The sequence below is a fragment of the Marivita lacus genome, assembly GCF_014637725.1.
Classification (GTDB): domain Bacteria; phylum Pseudomonadota; class Alphaproteobacteria; order Rhodobacterales; family Rhodobacteraceae; genus Marivita; species Marivita lacus.
This window is the reverse complement of sequence record NZ_BMFC01000002.1, coordinates 222853-239725: the sequence shown is the minus strand read 5'-3', so window position 1 is coordinate 239725 and position 16873 is coordinate 222853. Positions and strand designations below refer to the sequence as shown.

At 64.3% G+C, this 16873-nt stretch carries 20 protein-coding genes; 14 read left to right on the top strand and 6 right to left on the bottom strand.

All coding sequences use genetic code 11. From position 1 onward, the window contains the following. Positions 1-18 precede the first annotated feature (18 nt). The 4 genes from IEV82_RS05845 (at position 19) to IEV82_RS05830 (ending at position 3838) form a co-directional block, all read left to right on the top strand. Positions 19-1692 (top strand): nitrite/sulfite reductase, encoded by a 1674-nt coding sequence (locus IEV82_RS05845; protein ID WP_188481034.1) that lies wholly within the window; start codon positions 19-21, stop codon positions 1690-1692. After that, positions 1692-2468 carry a phosphoadenylyl-sulfate reductase gene (locus IEV82_RS05840; protein WP_188481033.1) on the top strand — a complete coding sequence of 259 codons (777 nt, stop codon included), beginning with the start codon at positions 1692-1694 and terminating at the stop codon, positions 2466-2468. Before IEV82_RS05845 ends, IEV82_RS05840 begins: the two co-directional genes overlap by 1 nt. Beyond that, a complete protein-coding gene (locus IEV82_RS05835; protein ID WP_188481032.1) occupies positions 2465-2860 on the top strand; it encodes a DUF934 domain-containing protein in 396 nt (131 codons plus the stop codon). Before IEV82_RS05840 ends, IEV82_RS05835 begins: the two co-directional genes overlap by 4 nt. 117 nt (positions 2861-2977) lie before the next feature. Then, positions 2978-3838, top strand: a complete 861-nt coding sequence (locus IEV82_RS05830) for a ferredoxin--NADP reductase (protein ID WP_188481031.1) — start codon at positions 2978-2980, stop codon at positions 3836-3838. A 77-nt stretch (positions 3839-3915) separates the two neighbouring features. Here IEV82_RS05830 and IEV82_RS05825 read toward each other — a convergent pair whose 3' ends face one another. Continuing rightward, positions 3916-4275, bottom strand: a complete 360-nt coding sequence (locus IEV82_RS05825; protein WP_188481030.1) for a hypothetical protein — start codon at positions 4273-4275, stop codon at positions 3916-3918. A gap of 172 nt (positions 4276-4447) precedes the next feature. Here IEV82_RS05825 and infC point away from each other — a divergent pair, with 172 nt between their 5' ends. After that, on the top strand, positions 4448-5014 hold the full coding sequence (infC, locus tag IEV82_RS05820) for a translation initiation factor IF-3 (RefSeq protein WP_444543188.1): 567 nt from the start codon (positions 4448-4450) through the stop codon (positions 5012-5014). 62 nt (positions 5015-5076) lie between these two features. Here the strand turns inward: infC and IEV82_RS05815 are convergent, their stop codons facing one another. The 4 genes from IEV82_RS05815 to dksA form a co-directional block, all read right to left on the bottom strand. Beyond that, entirely contained in the window at positions 5077-6078 is a 1002-nt protein-coding gene (locus tag IEV82_RS05815; RefSeq protein WP_188481029.1) for a molybdopterin-binding protein, read from the bottom strand. Beyond that, positions 6075-7043 (bottom strand): XdhC family protein, encoded by a 969-nt coding sequence (locus tag IEV82_RS05810; RefSeq protein WP_188481028.1) that lies wholly within the window; start codon positions 7041-7043, stop codon positions 6075-6077. Before IEV82_RS05810 ends, IEV82_RS05815 begins: the two co-directional genes overlap by 4 nt. A gap of 78 nt (positions 7044-7121) precedes the next feature. Continuing rightward, positions 7122-8309 (bottom strand): FAD-dependent oxidoreductase, encoded by a 1188-nt coding sequence (locus tag IEV82_RS05805; protein ID WP_229747691.1) that lies wholly within the window; start codon positions 8307-8309, stop codon positions 7122-7124. Positions 8310-8383: 74 nt separating this feature from the next. Then, on the bottom strand, positions 8384-8806 hold the full coding sequence (gene dksA / locus IEV82_RS05800) for an RNA polymerase-binding protein DksA (RefSeq protein ID WP_188481027.1): 423 nt from the start codon (positions 8804-8806) through the stop codon (positions 8384-8386). A 167-nt stretch (positions 8807-8973) separates the two neighbouring features. On the opposite strand from dksA, the gene IEV82_RS05795 reads away from it, so the two are divergent. Then, positions 8974-9816, top strand: coding sequence for an AAA family ATPase (locus IEV82_RS05795; RefSeq protein WP_188481026.1), 843 nt, complete (start codon positions 8974-8976; stop codon positions 9814-9816). A 126-nt stretch (positions 9817-9942) separates the two neighbouring features. Here IEV82_RS05795 and IEV82_RS05790 read toward each other — a convergent pair whose 3' ends face one another. Next, positions 9943-11061, bottom strand: a complete 1119-nt coding sequence (locus IEV82_RS05790; RefSeq protein WP_188481025.1) for a THUMP domain-containing class I SAM-dependent RNA methyltransferase — start codon at positions 11059-11061, stop codon at positions 9943-9945. Positions 11062-11348: 287 nt separating this feature from the next. On the opposite strand from IEV82_RS05790, the gene IEV82_RS05785 reads away from it, so the two are divergent. The 8 genes from IEV82_RS05785 to IEV82_RS05750 all read left to right on the top strand — a co-directional run bounded on the left by IEV82_RS05785 (position 11349) and on the right by IEV82_RS05750 (position 16818). Then, positions 11349-11801 carry a GNAT family N-acetyltransferase gene (locus tag IEV82_RS05785; protein WP_188481024.1) on the top strand — a complete coding sequence of 151 codons (453 nt, stop codon included), beginning with the start codon at positions 11349-11351 and terminating at the stop codon, positions 11799-11801. 2 nt (positions 11802-11803) lie between these two features. Then, positions 11804-13174, top strand: coding sequence for a DUF2927 domain-containing protein (locus IEV82_RS05780; RefSeq protein ID WP_188481023.1), 1371 nt, complete (start codon positions 11804-11806; stop codon positions 13172-13174). Next, positions 13171-13338: a hypothetical protein gene (locus IEV82_RS05775; protein ID WP_188481022.1), complete on the top strand. Its 168-nt coding sequence runs from the start codon at positions 13171-13173 to the stop codon at positions 13336-13338. Before IEV82_RS05780 ends, IEV82_RS05775 begins: the two co-directional genes overlap by 4 nt. Before the next feature lie 85 nt (positions 13339-13423). Further along, positions 13424-14608 carry a vWA domain-containing protein gene (locus IEV82_RS05770; RefSeq protein WP_188481021.1) on the top strand — a complete coding sequence of 395 codons (1185 nt, stop codon included), beginning with the start codon at positions 13424-13426 and terminating at the stop codon, positions 14606-14608. Then, positions 14605-14949: a hypothetical protein gene (locus IEV82_RS05765; RefSeq protein WP_188481020.1), complete on the top strand. Its 345-nt coding sequence runs from the start codon at positions 14605-14607 to the stop codon at positions 14947-14949. Before IEV82_RS05770 ends, IEV82_RS05765 begins: the two co-directional genes overlap by 4 nt. Next, the gene (locus IEV82_RS05760; RefSeq protein WP_188481019.1) at positions 14946-15539 is read left to right on the top strand and encodes a DedA family protein; all 594 of its coding nucleotides are present in this window, start codon (positions 14946-14948) and stop codon (positions 15537-15539) included. The genes IEV82_RS05765 and IEV82_RS05760 overlap by 4 nt, the downstream gene beginning before the upstream one ends. Before the next feature lie 74 nt (positions 15540-15613). Continuing rightward, a complete protein-coding gene (locus IEV82_RS05755; protein ID WP_188481018.1) occupies positions 15614-16045 on the top strand; it encodes an OsmC family protein in 432 nt (143 codons plus the stop codon). Positions 16046-16125: 80 nt separating this feature from the next. After that, positions 16126-16818, top strand: a complete 693-nt coding sequence (locus tag IEV82_RS05750) for a M48 family metalloprotease (protein WP_188481414.1) — start codon at positions 16126-16128, stop codon at positions 16816-16818. The last annotated feature ends 55 nt before the right edge of the window (positions 16819-16873 follow it).

Here is a 16873-nt window from a genome sequence, read left to right as displayed (position 1 = left end):
ACGCGCAGGAGACACATGATGTACCGCTATACCGATTTCGACGCCGCTTTCGTGGCCGAGCGTAATGCCCAGTTCCGCGCACAGGTCGAGCGCCGCATTGACGGCAGCCTGACCGAAGACGAGTTCAAGCCGCTGCGCCTGATGAACGGGCTCTACCTGCAACTGCACGCCTATATGCTGCGCGTGGCCGTGCCCTATGGCACGCTCAGCAGCGCCCAGATGCGGCAATTGGCGTTCATCGCGGACAAATGGGACAAGGGGTATGGCCATTTCACCACGCGCCAGAACATCCAGTTCAACTGGCCCACGCTGCGCGACGTGCCCGACATGCTCGACGCGCTGGCCGAGGTGCAAATGCACGCCATCCAGACCTCTGGCAACACGATCCGCAACGTGACCGCCGACCATTTCGCAGGCGCTGCCGCAGACGAGATCGCCGATCCGCGCCCGGTGGCCGAGCTGATCCGCCAATGGTCCACCGACCACCCGGAGTTCCAGTTCCTGCCGCGCAAGTTCAAGATCGCTGTCACAGGCTCACCCAATGACCGCGCCGTGACAAAGGCGCATGACATCGGGCTGCGCATGGTGCGCAACGATGCGGGCGAACCGGGGTTCGAGGTCATCATCGGCGGTGGCCTTGGCCGTACCCCGATGATCGGCAAGGTCGTGCGCGACTTCCTGCCCGAGGCGGATTTGCTGCCCTATCTCGAAGCCGTGGTCAGCGTCTGGAACCTGCTGGGCCGCCGCGACAACAAGTACAAGAGCCGCATCAAGATCACCGTGCACGAGCATGGGATCGACGACATCCGCGCGCGGGTCGAAGAACGGTTCGATTTCCTGCGTCCCGCCTTTAGCGGCGTCGATCAACAGCTGTTTGCGCAAATCAAATCCGACTTTGAAGCGCCCGCCTTCAAGGACCGCGACACTGCGCCCTTCGATCAGGCTTACGCGAACGACCCCGTATTCCGGTCCTGGGCCGACACCAACCTCAGCGCCCACCGCGCGCCGGGTCATGCCATCGCGCAGATCAGCCTCAAGGCGCATGGCGCGACACCGGGCGACGCCACATCCGACCAGATGCGGGTGATGGCCGATCTTGCTGCGCGCTATGGCCATGACGAATTGCGCGTGAGCCATGAGCAGAACATCGTGCTGCCGCATGTTCACAAGGCTGACCTGCCCGCGATCCACGCGGCGCTGAACGACGCTGGCCTCGCCACCGCCAATATCGGCAGGATCAGCGACATCATCGCCTGCCCCGGCATGGATTACTGCGCGCTGGCCACCGCCCGGTCGATCCCGATCGCGCAAGAAATCGCAACCCGGTTCGACCAGCTGAAGCTGGAACACGAGGTGGGCGACCTCAAGATCAAGATCTCGGGCTGCATCAACGCCTGCGGGCATCACCATGTCGGCCATATCGGCATCCTTGGCCTCGACCGTGCAGGCGTGGAGAACTACCAGATCACGCTTGGCGGCAATCACACCGAAAACGCCGCCATCGGTCAGCGCACCGGGCCGGGCTTTTCCGCGGGCGAGATCGTGCCTGCGATTGAACGGATCGTCGACACCTACCTGTCGGAACGCGAAAGCGCCGACGAGGCATTCATCGACACCTTCGCCCGCGTCGGCATGGCCCCGTTCAAGACCGCGCTTTACGGCGAGAGCGAGAAAAAGCAGCAGGCCGCGTGATGCTTCACCTGTCGCACCAAAATAGCGAAGACAGCGCGCCCGCGCTTGATGAGCGTATGGCCGCGCGGGACCATGTGGGTGAGTTGAACACGCGGTATCGCCATTTCGGCACGTCCTCCCTGCTGGAGGCCGTTCTGACGCGCGGGATTTTCGACCGGGTCGCCATGGTGTCCAGCTTTGGCGCAGATTCGGCTGTGCTGTTGCATCTGATCGCGCAGATCGACCGGACCCTGCCCGTGCTCTTCATCGACACAAGGCTGCTCTTCGAGGAAACGCTAAGCTACCAGCAAGACCTCGCAGAGCATCTTGGCCTGACCAATGTGCAGGTGATCCGCGCCACGGACCGCACGGTTGAGGCGGTCGATCCGTACGGTGCCCTGCGCTTCAGCGATCCCGACGCCTGCTGCACCCTGCGCAAGACCCAACCGCTTGATGATGCGCTGCACGGCTACGACGGCTGGATCACCGGGCGCAAACGCCATCAGGCCGACACGCGAAAGACCCTTGGCTATTTCGACCTCGACCAAGGCTCCACCCGGATCAAGATCAACCCGCTGATCGACTGGAAACCGGCGCGCCTCAAAGCGCATCTCGACACGCACGACCTGCCCCGCCACCCGCTTGTGGCACGCGGCTACCCGTCCATCGGCTGCGCCCCCTGCACGACCCGTGTGACGCAGGGCGAAGACCCCCGCGCCGGACGCTGGCGCGGATTAGGCAAAACGGAATGCGGCCTTCACACGCCCACACCCACACCCACAGGAGACGCGATATGACCGTTCTCATCAACGACACCGGCTTTCTGACCATTGACCCCACCCGCTGGATCGACCCCGAAGCGCGGATCGACCTGCCCTCTGACACCGATCCGGCGCGGCTCCGCTGCCTGCTCATCGGCAAGGAACTGGTGCGCATCGCGTTTCCCGCCTTTTCCGACGGGCGTGGCTTCACGCTGGCCCGGCTGATCCGTCAGCAGGGCTACAAGGGATGGCTGCGGGCACAAGGCCATGTCATCGCCGACCAATACGCCATGGCGCGCAGGTCAGGCTTTGACGATGTCGAAATCAGCGACGATCTGGCCGCGCGTCAGCCCGAGGACCAATGGCTGGCCCGCGCGAACTGGCAGGCGCATGACTACCAGGCGCGCCTGCGCGGCCTCGCCGCCTGATCCAAAACTGCGACCCAAAGACCACCCGCCCGGTCCCTGCGACCATGGGCGGGTTTCGTCTGATGTAAATCAAAGATAGATGTAAGGGACCGGTTTACTGAAACCGGGATGGACACCATGACAGAGATGACGCCCGTGACAGACGCCACAGCCACCAAGGCCCCCGCCGCCAGGACCCTTGCAGTCCCCGATGCGCAGACCGTGACATCGGTCACCCACTGGACCGACCGGCTGTTTTCCTTCCGGGTCACGCGGCCCGCCTCCCTGCGGTTCCGGTCGGGTGAGTTCGTGATGATCGGCCTGATGCAGACGGATGAAAAGACCGGCCGCGAAAAGCCCCTGCTGCGCGCCTATTCCATCGCGTCGCCGTCCTGGGACGAAGAACTGGAATTCTACTCGATCAAGGTGCAGGACGGCCCGCTGACCAGCCGGTTGCAGCATATCCAGCCGGGTGATGAAATCATCCTGCGCCCCAAACCCGTGGGCACATTGGTGCATGACGCGCTGCTGCCGGGCAAACGGCTTTGGCTGTTTGCCACCGGCACCGGCATCGCGCCGTTTGCATCGCTCCTGCGCGATCCGCAGACCTATGAGGATTACGACGAGGTCATCCTGACCCACACCTGCCGCGAGGTCGGAGAGCTGCAATACGGCAAGGACCTGATCGAGACGATCCGGTCGGACGACTTGCTGGCCGAACTGATCGGCGAAGGCTTTGCCGACAAGCTGCGCTACTATCCGACCACCACCCGCGAAGAGAGCCCCAAGATGGGCCGCATCACCGACCTGATGCGATCGGGTGAATGTTTTGCTGATCTGAACGTACCGGTCATTTCGCCCGAAGCCGACCGCGCGATGGTCTGCGGCAACCTCGCCTTCAACCTCGAGATCAAGGAGATGCTCGAAGGCTTCGGGCTCGAGGAAGGCGCCAATTCCGACCCAAAGACCTACGTGGTCGAAAAGGCGTTTCTCGATTAAGGCAAAATATCAGGTACGACGCATAAGGCATTGCTGGAAAAGCCGCGCAGGGGATTTTCTGCGCGACTTTTTCCGTCTCAAGGTGCCGGCACTCCAAGCCGATCGCGCAGCCTGTCCAGCACGACGCGCAGCTGGTCGGGCTCATTGCGTGCCCCATCCAGCGCAGCCTTGGTCGAGGTCTTGTTGAACGCGGACAGGTCAGACCCGTTGATATAGGCAACCATCCGGTCATGATCGAACCCGTGGACGATCAGCGCTTCGGCGGCCTCTTTCGCGTCGCCCAGTGCCGCCCGCGCCGTGACGGATGCGGTGTCGACCGCCGTCCCGAGCACCTCGGCGGTTTTGGACAGCGCGTCAGGCGCGCGATCGCGCTGCGCCCCCAGCCAAAGGCCCGTACAGACAGCGGTCAACACCACCAGAATGACCAGATATTTCACTGCTTCAGAATCCCTTGGATATGGTTTTTCCGACCCGTTTCCGATCAGTGCCGCGCTGCGCTTGCACAATTGCGTCGATACATGGGGAAAACCCCTGCCAAATGGCCCGGTTCCGCCGAAAAGCCGCTTGAAAGAAAACGGCATGCCGTCTACTTTACATCCCTGATTTGAACTGCACCAAAGGAGTGACACCATAGCCCGCAGACCTCATAACGCGCCCCCAACGCGCGAAACCGGCCCCCGCATAAATGAACGCATTCGGGGCTCTGAAATCCGCCTGATCGGCGCGGACGGCGAAAACGTCGGCGTTGTCACGCCAGAGCGTGGCATGCAGCTTGCCGAGGAAGCCGGTCTGGATCTGGTCGAGATTTCGCCCAACGCGACACCGCCGGTCGTCAAGATCATGGATTTCGGCAAGTTCAAATACGAACAGCAGAAGCGCGAATCCGAGGCGCGCAAGAAGCAGAAGATCATCGAGATCAAAGAGGTCAAGTTCCGCCCGAACACGGACACGAACGATTACGACGTCAAGATGCGCAACGTGTTCAAGTTTCTCGAGAATGGCGACAAGGTCAAGGTGACGCTGCGGTTCCGTGGTCGCGAGATGGCGCACCAGAACCTGGGACGCGAATTGCTGGAGCGGGTGGCCGAGGACACCAAGGAGCATGGCAAGGTCGAAAACATGCCCAAGATGGAAGGCCGTCAGATGGTCATGATGATCGGCCCGATTTCGAAATAATCGCGCCGCATTCATTTGAAGATTTTGAAAGCGACCTCCGGGTCGCTTTTTTCATGCCCGCGTCACGCCGTGTCGCGCGGCACCGGGCGCGAGGGCGGTTCCTTGAGCAGCCCGCCGACCCCCATTCCCATGATGTCCTGTGGCATCACCGGCACATCGCAGAGCAACCGCTCCAGCACCCAGTCCGCACCATTCAACGCGGGTGAGCGCGCACAGCCCGGCAGGCCGATCACCGGCACTTCGCCCAGGTGGCCCCAGAAAAGCAGATTGCCGGGATCGACCGGCATCCCATAATGCGCCACGGTGCCCCCTGCGGCGCGGACTGCCTCGGGCGCGACATCATGGAGGTCCGACGTGGCCGACCCGGTCAGGACGCAGATGATGTCATAGTCTGGCCCGGCCTCAGTCAGCGCGCGGCGCAGCGCCTCGGTTTCATGCGGCACGACCGTCTTGGGCCCCATCGCAACACCCATCCGGTCAAAGCGCTGGCCCATCGCACGTTGCCCCTTGGCGCTGTCATCGCGCCCGCCCACGCTGGTCTGGATCAGGAGCCCGCGTGTGCGGGCCACCGGGCGCACAGCCAGCGCGTCCTGACCCGCGGCACAGGCAGACTCCACAGCGGCACTCGGGGCGGCGTAGGAGATGATCTTGACCGTGGCCACCATGCCACGTGCCGCCATGCGGTGCCATTCGGGCACGGTGGCCACGGTCACCATCGGGTGCACCGCATTGACCGCGTTGATCCGGGCGGCGTCGATGGCGGCCACGCCCGTCGTGGTGGCGTAAATGTTCACACGCCCGGTGCTGGCCGGTGCCACCCGCAGGTTCACCGCCGCCGGATCGGGCACCAGCGCCTGCGCAAGCCGTTCGGCGGCGCTGTCCTCGTGCATGTCACCCGGCTCCATCCGGGCCACGGTCACCTGCGTCACCCCTGCCGCTGTCAGCTTGGCAAGCGCGGGCGGGTCCAGCACAACACCCTTGCGCAACCGTCCCTTGGTCAAAGCCACCGAATGCGCAAGGATCGCGCCCTCGGCTTCGGCCAGCGGAACCGCGCCGAACTTCATGCGCCCTTCCGAAGGACGCGGGTCATCTCGGCAAGGATCGACACCGCGATTTCCGCCGGGCCGGATGCGCCGATATCCAAGCCGATGGGACCGTGGATCTGCCCGATCTCGGCCTCGGAAAAGCCACCCGCCGTCAGCCGCTCCACCCGCTTGGCATGGGTGCGGGTCGATCCCAGCGCGCCGATGTAAAAGCAGTTCGCCCTCAGCGCCTGTTCGAGTGCCGGATCGTCAAGCTTGGGATCATGGGTCAGCAGCACCAGTGCGGTGCGGGCATCGAGCCCCAGCTGGGCGATCGCCTCGTCCGGCCAGTCGTGCAGGATGGTTTCGCCGGGAAAGCGGCTGTCCGATCCGAACGCTTCGCGCGGGTCGATCAGCGTGGGGTCATACCCCGCGATCCGCGCCATCGGCACCAGCGCCTGCGCGATATGCACGGCCCCCACGACGATCAGCCGCAAGGGCGGGTTGTGGATGGCCACAAAGGTCCGGCTGTCCGGGACAAAGCCCGAGCGGTCCATCCGGAACGCGTGATCCTGGCCGTCCAGGGTCAGGCTGCGGGATCCTGCATCAAGATCAACGACATAGGCCACCGGCTGCCGCGCGGCGCGATATTTTACCAATTGGTCAAGAATGTCCTCGGGCAGCACGGCGCCCACCGGTTCGACCAGCACGCGGATGGTGCCGCCACAGGCCAGACCCACGGCAAAGGCATCCTGATCGCTGACCCCGAATTCCAATTCGCGCGGTTTGCCATCGGCCAGCGCATCCATCGCCTCGACGACCACCGCACCCTCGACACAGCCACCGGAGACCGATCCTTCGATCTCGCCCTCGCCCGAGATTGCCAGTTGCGAGCCCACGCGGCGCGGCGCGCTGCCCCATGTCTCGATCACCGTGGCCAGAACCGCGCCCTTGCCTGCGCGGTGCCAGTCGAGGGCCGTCTCCGGGCATTTGTCGAACCGGTCCATTGTCGTGGCCTCCTTGCCTGCTTGCGGCGACACTATCACGCCGCGTGGCGCTGTCTCCCCCTGCGATGGTGGTACGTCTCAGCCTGCGGATGTCATCCTTGTCACGTCATGCCCGTAAAGCCAGTCGAACCGCCCCAGCATCCGCCCAGGCGACACCCGGCTGAGCAGACCCAGCGCGGTATGGGCGGCAAAGCGGAACGGCCCCGGCGACAGGTGGTAGTTGCGGGCGTTCTTGCTGGCCGCGTCGATCACCCGGCTGACCCGCGCGCGGCGGCGCTGCTGATAGGCGGACAGCCCGCTGTCCATGTCGGGCGCTTGCGCCAGCGCATCTGCCAGCACCCAGGCATCCTCCATCGCCATGTTCGCACCCTGCGCCAGGAACGGCAGCGTCGGATGCGCGGCATCCCCCAGAAGCGCGGTGCCCTGCCCGTGCCAGCTTGCCGCGACGGGATGGCGGAACAGCCCCCAGATACCCGGCGCCTCGGCCTGTGACAGGATCTGGTGCACCTCGGCATCGAACCCGGCAAAGGCGCGGAGCAGATTGTCGGCATCGTCCTGCTTTGACCAGCTTTCAGCGGCCCATTGCGCGCGTTCCTCGACCGCCACCACGTTCAGCACCGACCCGTCACGCAGCGGATAGGTCACCATGTGCCGCCCCGGTCCCATATGGACCCGCGCATGGGCGGGATGCCCGATGGTGTTGGGCACGATGCAGCGCCATGCGACCTGCCCGGTAAAGAATGGCTTCTGCGCCGCGTTGAGCACCGGGCGCACGGCAGAATGGATGCCATCGGCCCCGATCACCAGATCGGTCTCGCGCGTGTCGCCAGTGGCCAGCACGATGCGCGGGCGGTCGTCGCCCTGCGTGACGGTGTCGACCCGTTGCAAGAGCCGTACCGCCACGCCCTGATCGCGGGCGGCAGCGGACAGCAGATCCACAAGATCGGCGCGGTGGACGAAAAAGTAGCGCTGGTCGGGCGGCAGGCGCGTCAGGTCGAGCCGTGCCACTTCGGCGCCGGTGCCCCCATTGCGCAGCGACACCGCCTGCCCCTGTACCGACCGTTCGGCCAGTGCCGCGCCCAGACCCAACGCCTCGATGACCCGCAGCCCGTTGGGGGACACCTGGATGCCCGCGCCGACCTCGGTGATCGCTTGCGCCTGTTCGAGAACGGTGACGGACGCACCACGCTTGCGCAGCGCAAGCGCGCAGCTGAGCCCGCCGATGCCGCCGCCGATCACGGTGATGTCCAAAGCGTTCAGATCCACAAACCCAGTCCCTCAAAGCAAACGCGCCAGAGCATGTGCCCCGGCGCGCCAATCTTGATCTCAAAAGCCGCGCGTCAATCGTCGCGGTGCACCCTCTCGCGGCGCTCATGGCGTTCCTGCGCCTCGAGGCTCAGGGTGGTGGTCGGGCGGGCCACAAGACGCTTCAGCGAAATCGGCTCTCCGGTGGCTTGGCAAAACCCGAATTCACCCTCGTCGATCCGGCGCAGCGCCGCGTCGATCTTGGACACCAGCTTGCGCTGACGGTCGCGGATTCGCAGCTCCAATGCGCGGTCGGTTTCCTCAGAGGCGCGGTCGGCCACATCCGGGATGTTGCGTGTGCCGTCCTGCAGACCTGCGATGGTGGATTTGCTGTCGCTCAGAAGCTCGCTGCGCTGTTCCAGCAGTTCCCGACGGAACCACTCCAACTGGCGATCATTCATGAAGGGCTCATCCTCAGCGGGTCTGTAATCGTCGGGCAGGAAAGTTTCGGCTTTCATCTTGGTCCCCTTGTCTACGCCAGTATCTGTCATAGAAATTCCCCTAGATATCTGGCACCCCTGAGGGCAGCACTTAACCGAAGGCCCAGTGGTTGTCACTACCGAATAGCAGCACAAACCGGTGATTTCATTGAGTTGGTACAAAGAAACAAGAAGGCAGAACAGACATGAGATTTGAAGGCACCGACAGCTATGTGGCGACCGACGACCTGACCATCGCGGTGAACGCCGCCGTGACCCTGGAACGCCCGCTTCTGGTCAAGGGCGAACCGGGAACCGGCAAGACCGAACTGGCGCGGCAGGTGGCGGCGGGGCTGGGGTTGCGCATGATCGAGTGGAACGTCAAGTCCACCACCAAGGCGCAGCAGGGCTTGTATGAATACGACGCGGTGAGCCGGTTGCGGGACAGCCAGCTGGGCGACGAAAGGGTCAACGACGTGCGGAACTACATCCGCAAGGGCAAGCTGTGGCAGGCGTTCGACGCGGATGAAAAGGTGGTGCTGTTGATCGACGAGATCGACAAGGCGGATATCGAGTTCCCGAACGACCTGCTTCAGGAGCTCGACAAGATGGAGTTCCATGTCTACGAGACCGGCGAGACCGTGCGCGCGCGCCAGCGGCCCATCGTCATCATCACCTCGAACAACGAAAAGGAACTGCCGGACGCGTTCCTGCGGCGGTGTTTCTTTCACTACATCCGCTTTCCCGATCCCGACACGCTGCGCCGCATCGTCGAAGTGCACCATCCGGGTCTGAAAGAGGCGCTGCTGACCACCGCGCTGACCCAGTTTTACGAGCTGCGCGAACAGCCGGGGTTGAAGAAAAAGCCATCGACCTCGGAAGTGCTGGACTGGCTGAAGCTGCTGCTGGCCGAGGACATGACCGCCGATGACCTCAAGCGCGACGGCGTGAACGCGCTGCCCAAGCTGCATGGCGCGCTGCTCAAGAACGAGCAGGATGTGCACCTGTTCGAACGGCTGGCCTTCATGGCCAGGCGCGAGCGGCGGTAAGAGGCGGCAGATGCGGTGACGCATCTGGATGTTTCCGCCCGCGGAAACAGTGGGGGCTCTGCCCCCGCCCGCCTGCGGCGGACTCCCCCGAGGTATTTTTGAACCAGAGAAGCCTGGGGGCCGCGCCTATTTCAGCGGGCCCGTCTGGAAGAGTTGTATTTTCAGTCCGCCATGCGGGATCGGCGCGCTGACATTGCGGAAATTCAGCCCCGTGGCCCGCGCCAGCCCTTTGTCCGACGTGACGATGCCGACGCGCCAGCCCTTGAACCGCTCTTTCATCACCGTGCCGAAACTGCCGTAGAGCGCGAAGAGCAGGTTGCGGTTGCCGATCCGCGCGCCATAGGGCGGGTTGACGATCACGAGACCCGGCGGGCCTGCGGGCGGGATGAGATCGGTCACCGCCTGGTGGATGAACCCGGTGATGTCGTTGACGCCAGCCCGTTCGGCATTGGCTGTGGCGTTGGCAACGGCACCCGCGTCGCGGTCAAAGCCGTGAAAGCGCAGAGCGGTGGAGGTCGGAGACGGCATCGCCGCGCGCAACTCGTCCCAGCGGGCAGCATCGAAGGAGGCAAGATCCTCGAAGCCGAAGCGGCGCGCACGACCTGGCGCAAGGCCCATCGCCCTCTCGGCGGCTTCGATCACGAAGGTGCCCGAGCCGCACATCGGATCGATCACCGGCTCGGTTCCATCATACCCGCAGCCGCGCAGAAAGAGCGCAGCCAGCGTTTCGCGCATAGGAGCCTTGCCGGTGGCCAGCTTGTGGCCGCGCTTGTGCAGACCCTCGCCCGAGGTGTCGAGGCTGATCTCGCACAGGTCGTCCTCGATCCGCACGCGTACGGTCAGCAACGCCTTTTCGGCGGGTTTCACCCCCAGCGCATCGGCGATGGCGTTCTCGACACGTTCGGTGGCGGCCCCGGCATGGTAGATGCGGGATTTGCGGCAGGTCGCCTCCACCCGGTAGGGGATGTCGGCGCGCAGCAGCGCCGCCCATTCGAGCTTGCGCGCCCGCTTGTCGAGCTGCGCAAGATGCATCGCCCGGAACCGCGCGACCCGCGCCAGCACGCGCCCTGCCCCGCGCAGCATGAGATTGGCGCGCCAGACCTCGGGCCAGTCGCCGTCGCAGGTGACCCCGCCGGGTACGGTCTGCGGGTTGGCGAATCCCAGTTCCGCCGCCTCGTCGCGCAGCAGGTGTTCCAGCCCCGGCGTGCCGGAGAGGAAGATTTCAAGCGGTGCATCCTGTGTCATGGCCGCGACTTACCGCGATTTGGCGCGCTCCGGTAGCCACCGCCTGCACGAGACGCGCTGTGACGCCGCCACACTTGGCGTCCCGCACCTGCCTGTTGCCGGTTTGCACAGATCAAGACTTTGTAATCGCTCATTTTTCCGAATTCGATTCGCAGACTGGAAAAAAGTGATTCGTCCCGATTCGTTCGGCCTAGGCAAAAACCACCTTTTCGCCGTAAGCTGTCCCCACAGAGGACAAAAAAACCGCGGATCACAAAGCATCCGCAACGAGCAGGCAGGCTTCATACGTGTCCCAAACCGAACTGAACGTGCGCGTCTTGCGTGCGGACGACTACGCTTCGTGGTGTGCCTTGTGGCGCGGGTACCTGACGTTCTATGAAACGTCGGTGCCGCAGGACGTGTACGAGACGACCTTTACCCGCCTGTTGGGGGATGACCCGCAGGATTATTCCGGGCTGTTGGCCGAACGAGACGGAACGCCGGTCGGGCTGGCGCATTACCTGTTTCACCGTCATTGCTGGAAGATCGAGAATGTCTGTTACCTGCAGGATTTGTATGCCGACCCCGCCGCCCGTGGCACAGGCGTGGGTCGCGCGCTGATCGAGGCGGTTTATGCCGCGGCGGATGCCGCCGGGGCGCCCTCGGTCTACTGGACCACGCAGGACTACAATCACACCGCGCGCCAGCTGTATGACCGGATCGGTCGGCTGACACCGTTCATCAAGTACCAGCGGAGCTGAGGATGCGCCGGTTCCTGTTGCCGCTTTACCTGTTGCTTGGTGCCTGTATGCCGGTGTCGCAATCAGAACCCGCCACCCGCGCGGCCTTTGTCGACTCCAGTCTGCCCGCGATGAAGGTGTTTTCCGTGCCGCGCCCGCAGCCGGTGCGCAGCTCGAATGCCGATTTGTCCCGCGATTTCATGGAACTGGCCATGGCACTTGAATCCGGGCGCGAACTTGAGGTGTTCACCCGTTTCGAAGGGCCGATCACCGTGCGCCTCACCGGCAGCGTGCAGCCCAGCGTGCCCAGCGATCTGGACCGGTTGCTGCACCGCCTGCGCACCGAGGCGGGGATCGACATTCGCTCCACCGCCGCCCCTGATGCCAACATCACGATCAACGCGGTCAGCCGCGCCGATATTCAGCGCTTCCTGCCGCAGGCCGCCTGTTTCGTCGTGCCCAACGTCTCGACGCTGTCCGAGTACCGGCAGGCCCGGCGCTCGGCCCGCGTGAACTGGGCGCGGATCACCACCCGCACCCGGCTCGCCATCTTCCTGCCCAATGATTCCAGCCCGCAAGAGGCCCGCGATTGCATGCACGAGGAACTGGCACAGGCGATTGGGCCGCTCAATGACCTCTATCGCCTGCCGGATTCAGTGTTCAACGACGACAATGTGCACACGGTTCTGACCGGCTATGACATGCTGATCCTGCGGGCTTATTACGACCCGGCCCTGCGCAACGGCATGTCGCGCTCCGAGGTGATGGGTCGCATCCCCGGCATCCTTGCGCGGCTCAACCCCGAGGGCGAGTTCCTGCCCGCCCGCCGCGCTGCGCGCACGCCGCGCCCGTGGATCGACGCCATCCAGACGGCGCTTGGGCCCGGTGCCTCGCCGATCGCGCGCCGCGCCGCGGCGACCGAGGCCCTGAGCATCGCCTCCGCCATGGGATGGGAGGACCACCGCCGCGGTTTCACCCATTACGCCATGGGCCGCATCCTGCAGGGCACCGATCCCGAGGCCGCGCGCGCGCAGTTCCTTGAGGCCGACCTCTATTTCGCCCGCACGCCGCATGCCGAGCTGCACCGCGCCTACGTGGCCTCGCAGCTGGCGGCCTATGCGCTGACCGAGAACGACCCCGAGGCGGCGATCCACCTGACGGGTGTGTCCATCGACCTTGCGGCGCGACATGAGAACGCAGCCCTGCTGTCGACCCTGCTGATGCTGCGCGCCGAAGCGCTGGATCTCGCGGGCCGGGTCTCCGCCGGGACCGATGTGCGTCTGGACAGTCTGGGATGGGCGCGCTACGGGTTCGGCTCGGATTGGTCGGTGCGGGCAAAGCTGCGCGAGATCAGTTCGCTGAACCCGCTCAAAAGGGCCAGAGGCAGCTTATGATCGTTCTTGCAGGGGCTCTTCTCGGGGCCATCATCGGGGCCATGACGGCGAAGAAACGCAAAGGCAACCGGGCCGATATGTGGCAATACGGGACCGCCTACGCGATCGCCTTTGCACTTGGCGGGCTGGTCCTGACCATCGCCATCGAAAAACTGGTGTTCTGACAGGCACGACGACGCATCGTCCGTTTCCGGTGACGGAACCGATTGGCGTCTGGTCAGGCCGCGGCGCGCTTGCTAGATCAGGGGCATGTTTGTTCCCTTCTTCGACACCCTGCGATCCACCGGCGTTCCCGTGTCCCTGCGGGAGTACCTGAGCTTTCTCGAAGCCATGCGCGCGGGTCTCGTGACCTATGACCCCGAAGGCTTCTATTACCTCGCCCGCACGGCGATGGTGAAGGACGAGCGTCATATCGACCGCTTCGACCGCGCCTTTGCCCAGGCCTTCAAGGGGCTTGAGAGCCTGAGCAGTGACGACGTGCTGAACGCGCTCGACCTCCCCGAGGACTGGCTGCGCAAGATGGCCGAAAAGCACCTCAGCGACGAGGAAAAGGCCGAGATCGCGGCGCTTGGCGGGTTCGACAAGCTCATGGAGACTCTCAAGGAGCGCCTCAAGGAGCAGCAGGGACGCCACCAGGGCGGCAGCAAATGGATCGGCACGGCAGGCACGTCGCCCTTTGGTGCCTATGGCTACAACCCAGAAGGCGTGCGCATCGGGCAGGACGAAAGCCGCCACCAGCGCGCGGTCAAGGTCTGGGACAAGCGCGAGTTCCGCAACCTCGATGACAGCGTCGAGTTGGGCACGCGCAACATCAAGGTGGCGCTCAAACGCCTGCGCCGCTGGGCGCGCGACGGTGCCACCGAAGAACTGGACCTCGACGGCACGATCCGCGCCACCGCCGAGCACGGCTATCTCGATGTGCAGACCCGCCCCGAGCGCCGCAACGCGGTCAAGGTGATCCTGTTTCTCGATGTGGGCGGGTCGATGGATCCGCATGTGAAAGTGGTGGAAGAGCTGTTCTCGGCCGCGCGCGCCGAGTTCAAGCATCTCGAACACTATTATTTCCACAACTGCCTCTACGAAGGCGTCTGGAAAGACAACCGCCGCCGCTGGGACGCGCAGATCTCGACGATGGATGTGCTCAACACCTACGGGGCGGATTACAAATGCATCTTTGTCGGGGATGCCAGCATGTCACCCTACGAGATCGCCTATGCCGGGGGCGCCAATGAGCACTGGAATGCCGAGGCCGGCCAGGTCTGGCTTCAGCGCGCGCGACAGCACTGGACGCATCACCTCTGGATCAACCCGACGCCAGAACACCATTGGCAGTACACCCAGTCGATCCAGATGATCCGCGAGATCTTCGAGGAGGCAATGGTGCCAATGACCCTCGAGGGCATCAGCCGCGGGATCAAGGCGCTGGCCAAGTGATCGGGACGATCCGCCATCTCTGGGCGCATCACCGGCTGTTGGTGATCGCCTTCGGGCTGGCGGTTCTGCTGACACTGTTCTTCGCGCTGCGTCTGGCGCTGGCCACGCTCTACTGGTCGGACCCCGCGCATCTGCAACAGCCACCGGAGCGCTGGATGACACCGGGTTATGTCGCGCGCTCGTGGCAGGTGTCACCGCAGGCGCTGGCAACGGCGCTTGGCCTTGACCCCGACGCGGCACCGCGCGGGCAGACGCTTGACGATATCGCCGCCGCCCAGGGCAAGCCTGTCGAGACCCTGATTGCCGAGCTTACCCTGTTTCTGAACGCACAGCAGCCATGACGGATTGGCTGCTCGCAGGGCTGGTCAGCACCGGTGTGCCGCTGCTTTTCGTGACCACCTTCCTGAGCTGCCTGATGGTGCCTGTCCCCTCCTCGCTGATGATGCTGGCGGCGGGTGCCTTTGCAGCCGGAGGCGACTTGCCGATCATCTCGGTTGTGCTGGCTTCCTATCTCGGGGCGGTGCTGGGCGATCAGACCGGGTATGCCGCAGCGCGCCTTGCACAACAGCCGATCACCCGGATGATGGCGCACAAGGCCGGGGCCGCGCGCATGATGACCGCCGCCACCTTGCGGCTGTCGCGCAACGGCAGTGTGACGGTATTCCTGACGCGCTGGCTCATGAGCCCGCTTGGACCCTATGTGAACCTCGCGGCCGGGGCCACCGGGTTTTCCTGGTCGCGGTTTTCCCTCGCAAGTGCGGCGGGTGAATTGGTCTGGGTGACGATCTATGCCGGGCTGGGCTGGGCCTTCGCCAGCAATATCGAGATGGTCGCAGAGCTTTCGGGCAACATCACCGCAGCGCTGGCCGCGGCCTTTGTGGCTGTCCTGCTCGGGCGCATGCTGCTGCGCGCCGCACGACACCGACACTGACCGATACGTCGTGGAACAAAGCAATGGCGCGGATCGTTTCCGCCATGACGAAATGCAACTGCAGGAGCTTTCCCATGATCAAGAAAACCGCAAGCGCCCATTGGGCCGGCAGCCTCAAGGACGGGAAAGGCCGCATGTCGACCCAGTCCGGCGCGCTGGACGCGCAGCCCTACGGCTTCAACACCCGCTTCGAAGGCCTCCCCGGCACCAACCCCGAGGAACTGATCGGCGCGGCCCATGCCGGCTGCTTCTCCATGGCCTTCTCGATGATCCTCGGAGATTACGATGCCGTGCCTGATGCGATCGACACCAAGGCCACGGTGAGTCTCGAAAAGCAGGGCGACGGCTTTGCCATCACCCATGTGCGCCTCGACATGACGGCGAGAATCCCCGGCATCAGCGAAGAGAATTTCCAGGAGGCCGCCAAGAAGGCCAAGGAAAACTGCCCCGTCTCCAAGGTGCTGGCCGGGGCGGAGATCACGATGGAGGCCAGTCTCGAAAGCTGACCCCAGTCATTATGGCACGGCGCGCCGGAAACCCCCGCGCCGTGCTTGCCGTGGCGGCCCGGACGCCCCATATCTTGGGCATGTTGAAACTCACCCCGATCATACTCGCCATTCTCTATGCGCTGGCCATGTACCATTTCTCGGTCTGGCGCACGAAACGCGAGCTTGACTCGCGCTCGACCGAACTCGCCGATCCGCGCCTCAAGCGCCTGACCGACCGACTGGCCGCAGCGCTCGATCTGGACCGCATCCGCGTTCATATCTACGAGATCGACCCGGTGAACGGGCTTGCCGCACCGGACGGGCGGATCTTCATCACCCGCGGGTTCTATCGCAAGTACCAGAACGGCGAAGTCACCGGCGAAGAGATGGCCAGCGTCATCGCGCACGAACTGGGCCATGTGGCCTTGGGTCACACGCGCCGCCGGATGATCGACTTTTCCGGCCAGAACGCGTTGCGAACAGCACTTGCGATGGTGCTGTCGCGCTTCCTTCCGGGCATCGGTGTGTGGATCGCCAACGCGGTGGCGACCCTTCTGGCAGCCCGCCTGTCGCGCGGCGATGAGTACGAGGCCGACGCCTATGCGGCGGCCCTCCTGCACAAGGCCGGTATCGGCATCGGGCCGCAGAAATCCCTGTTTCACAAGCTTGATGCGCTGACCCGGTCGCGCTCGGGGGTGATGCCGGCATGGCTGATGTCTCACCCCAAGACAGAAGAACGCATCGCTGCGCTGGAAAAGCTGGAATCCCGCTGGACCAACCTGCCGACCTGATCTTCTTCTGTTTCCAAATATGCCAAGGCGACAACTGCCACAGGCCGAAGGCTGA

What these genes read in the sequence shown, in the direction of transcription:
- IEV82_RS05810 (WP_188481028.1), bottom strand. Translation starts at nt 7,043, where the DNA reads ATGGACCGGTTCGACAAATGCCCGGAGACGGCCCTCGACTGGCACCGC.
- IEV82_RS05840 (WP_188481033.1), top strand. Translation starts at nt 1,692, where the DNA reads ATGCTTCACCTGTCGCACCAAAATAGCGAAGACAGCGCGCCCGCGCTT.
- IEV82_RS05770 (WP_188481021.1), top strand. Translation starts at nt 13,424, where the DNA reads ATGTTTGTTCCCTTCTTCGACACCCTGCGATCCACCGGCGTTCCCGTG.
- dksA (WP_188481027.1), bottom strand. Translation starts at nt 8,806, where the DNA reads ATGAAAGCCGAAACTTTCCTGCCCGACGATTACAGACCCGCTGAGGAT.
- IEV82_RS05795 (WP_188481026.1), top strand. Translation starts at nt 8,974, where the DNA reads ATGAGATTTGAAGGCACCGACAGCTATGTGGCGACCGACGACCTGACC.
- IEV82_RS05815 (WP_188481029.1), bottom strand. Translation starts at nt 6,078, where the DNA reads ATGAAGTTCGGCGCGGTTCCGCTGGCCGAAGCCGAGGGCGCGATCCTT.
- IEV82_RS05835 (WP_188481032.1), top strand. Translation starts at nt 2,465, where the DNA reads ATGACCGTTCTCATCAACGACACCGGCTTTCTGACCATTGACCCCACC.
- IEV82_RS05775 (WP_188481022.1), top strand. Translation starts at nt 13,171, where the DNA reads ATGATCGTTCTTGCAGGGGCTCTTCTCGGGGCCATCATCGGGGCCATG.
- IEV82_RS05845 (WP_188481034.1), top strand. Translation starts at nt 19, where the DNA reads ATGTACCGCTATACCGATTTCGACGCCGCTTTCGTGGCCGAGCGTAAT.
- IEV82_RS05780 (WP_188481023.1), top strand. Translation starts at nt 11,804, where the DNA reads ATGCGCCGGTTCCTGTTGCCGCTTTACCTGTTGCTTGGTGCCTGTATG.
- IEV82_RS05830 (WP_188481031.1), top strand. Translation starts at nt 2,978, where the DNA reads ATGACAGAGATGACGCCCGTGACAGACGCCACAGCCACCAAGGCCCCC.
- IEV82_RS05760 (WP_188481019.1), top strand. Translation starts at nt 14,946, where the DNA reads ATGACGGATTGGCTGCTCGCAGGGCTGGTCAGCACCGGTGTGCCGCTG.
- IEV82_RS05790 (WP_188481025.1), bottom strand. Translation starts at nt 11,061, where the DNA reads ATGACACAGGATGCACCGCTTGAAATCTTCCTCTCCGGCACGCCGGGG.
- IEV82_RS05750 (WP_188481414.1), top strand. Translation starts at nt 16,126, where the DNA reads ATGTTGAAACTCACCCCGATCATACTCGCCATTCTCTATGCGCTGGCC.
- IEV82_RS05755 (WP_188481018.1), top strand. Translation starts at nt 15,614, where the DNA reads ATGATCAAGAAAACCGCAAGCGCCCATTGGGCCGGCAGCCTCAAGGAC.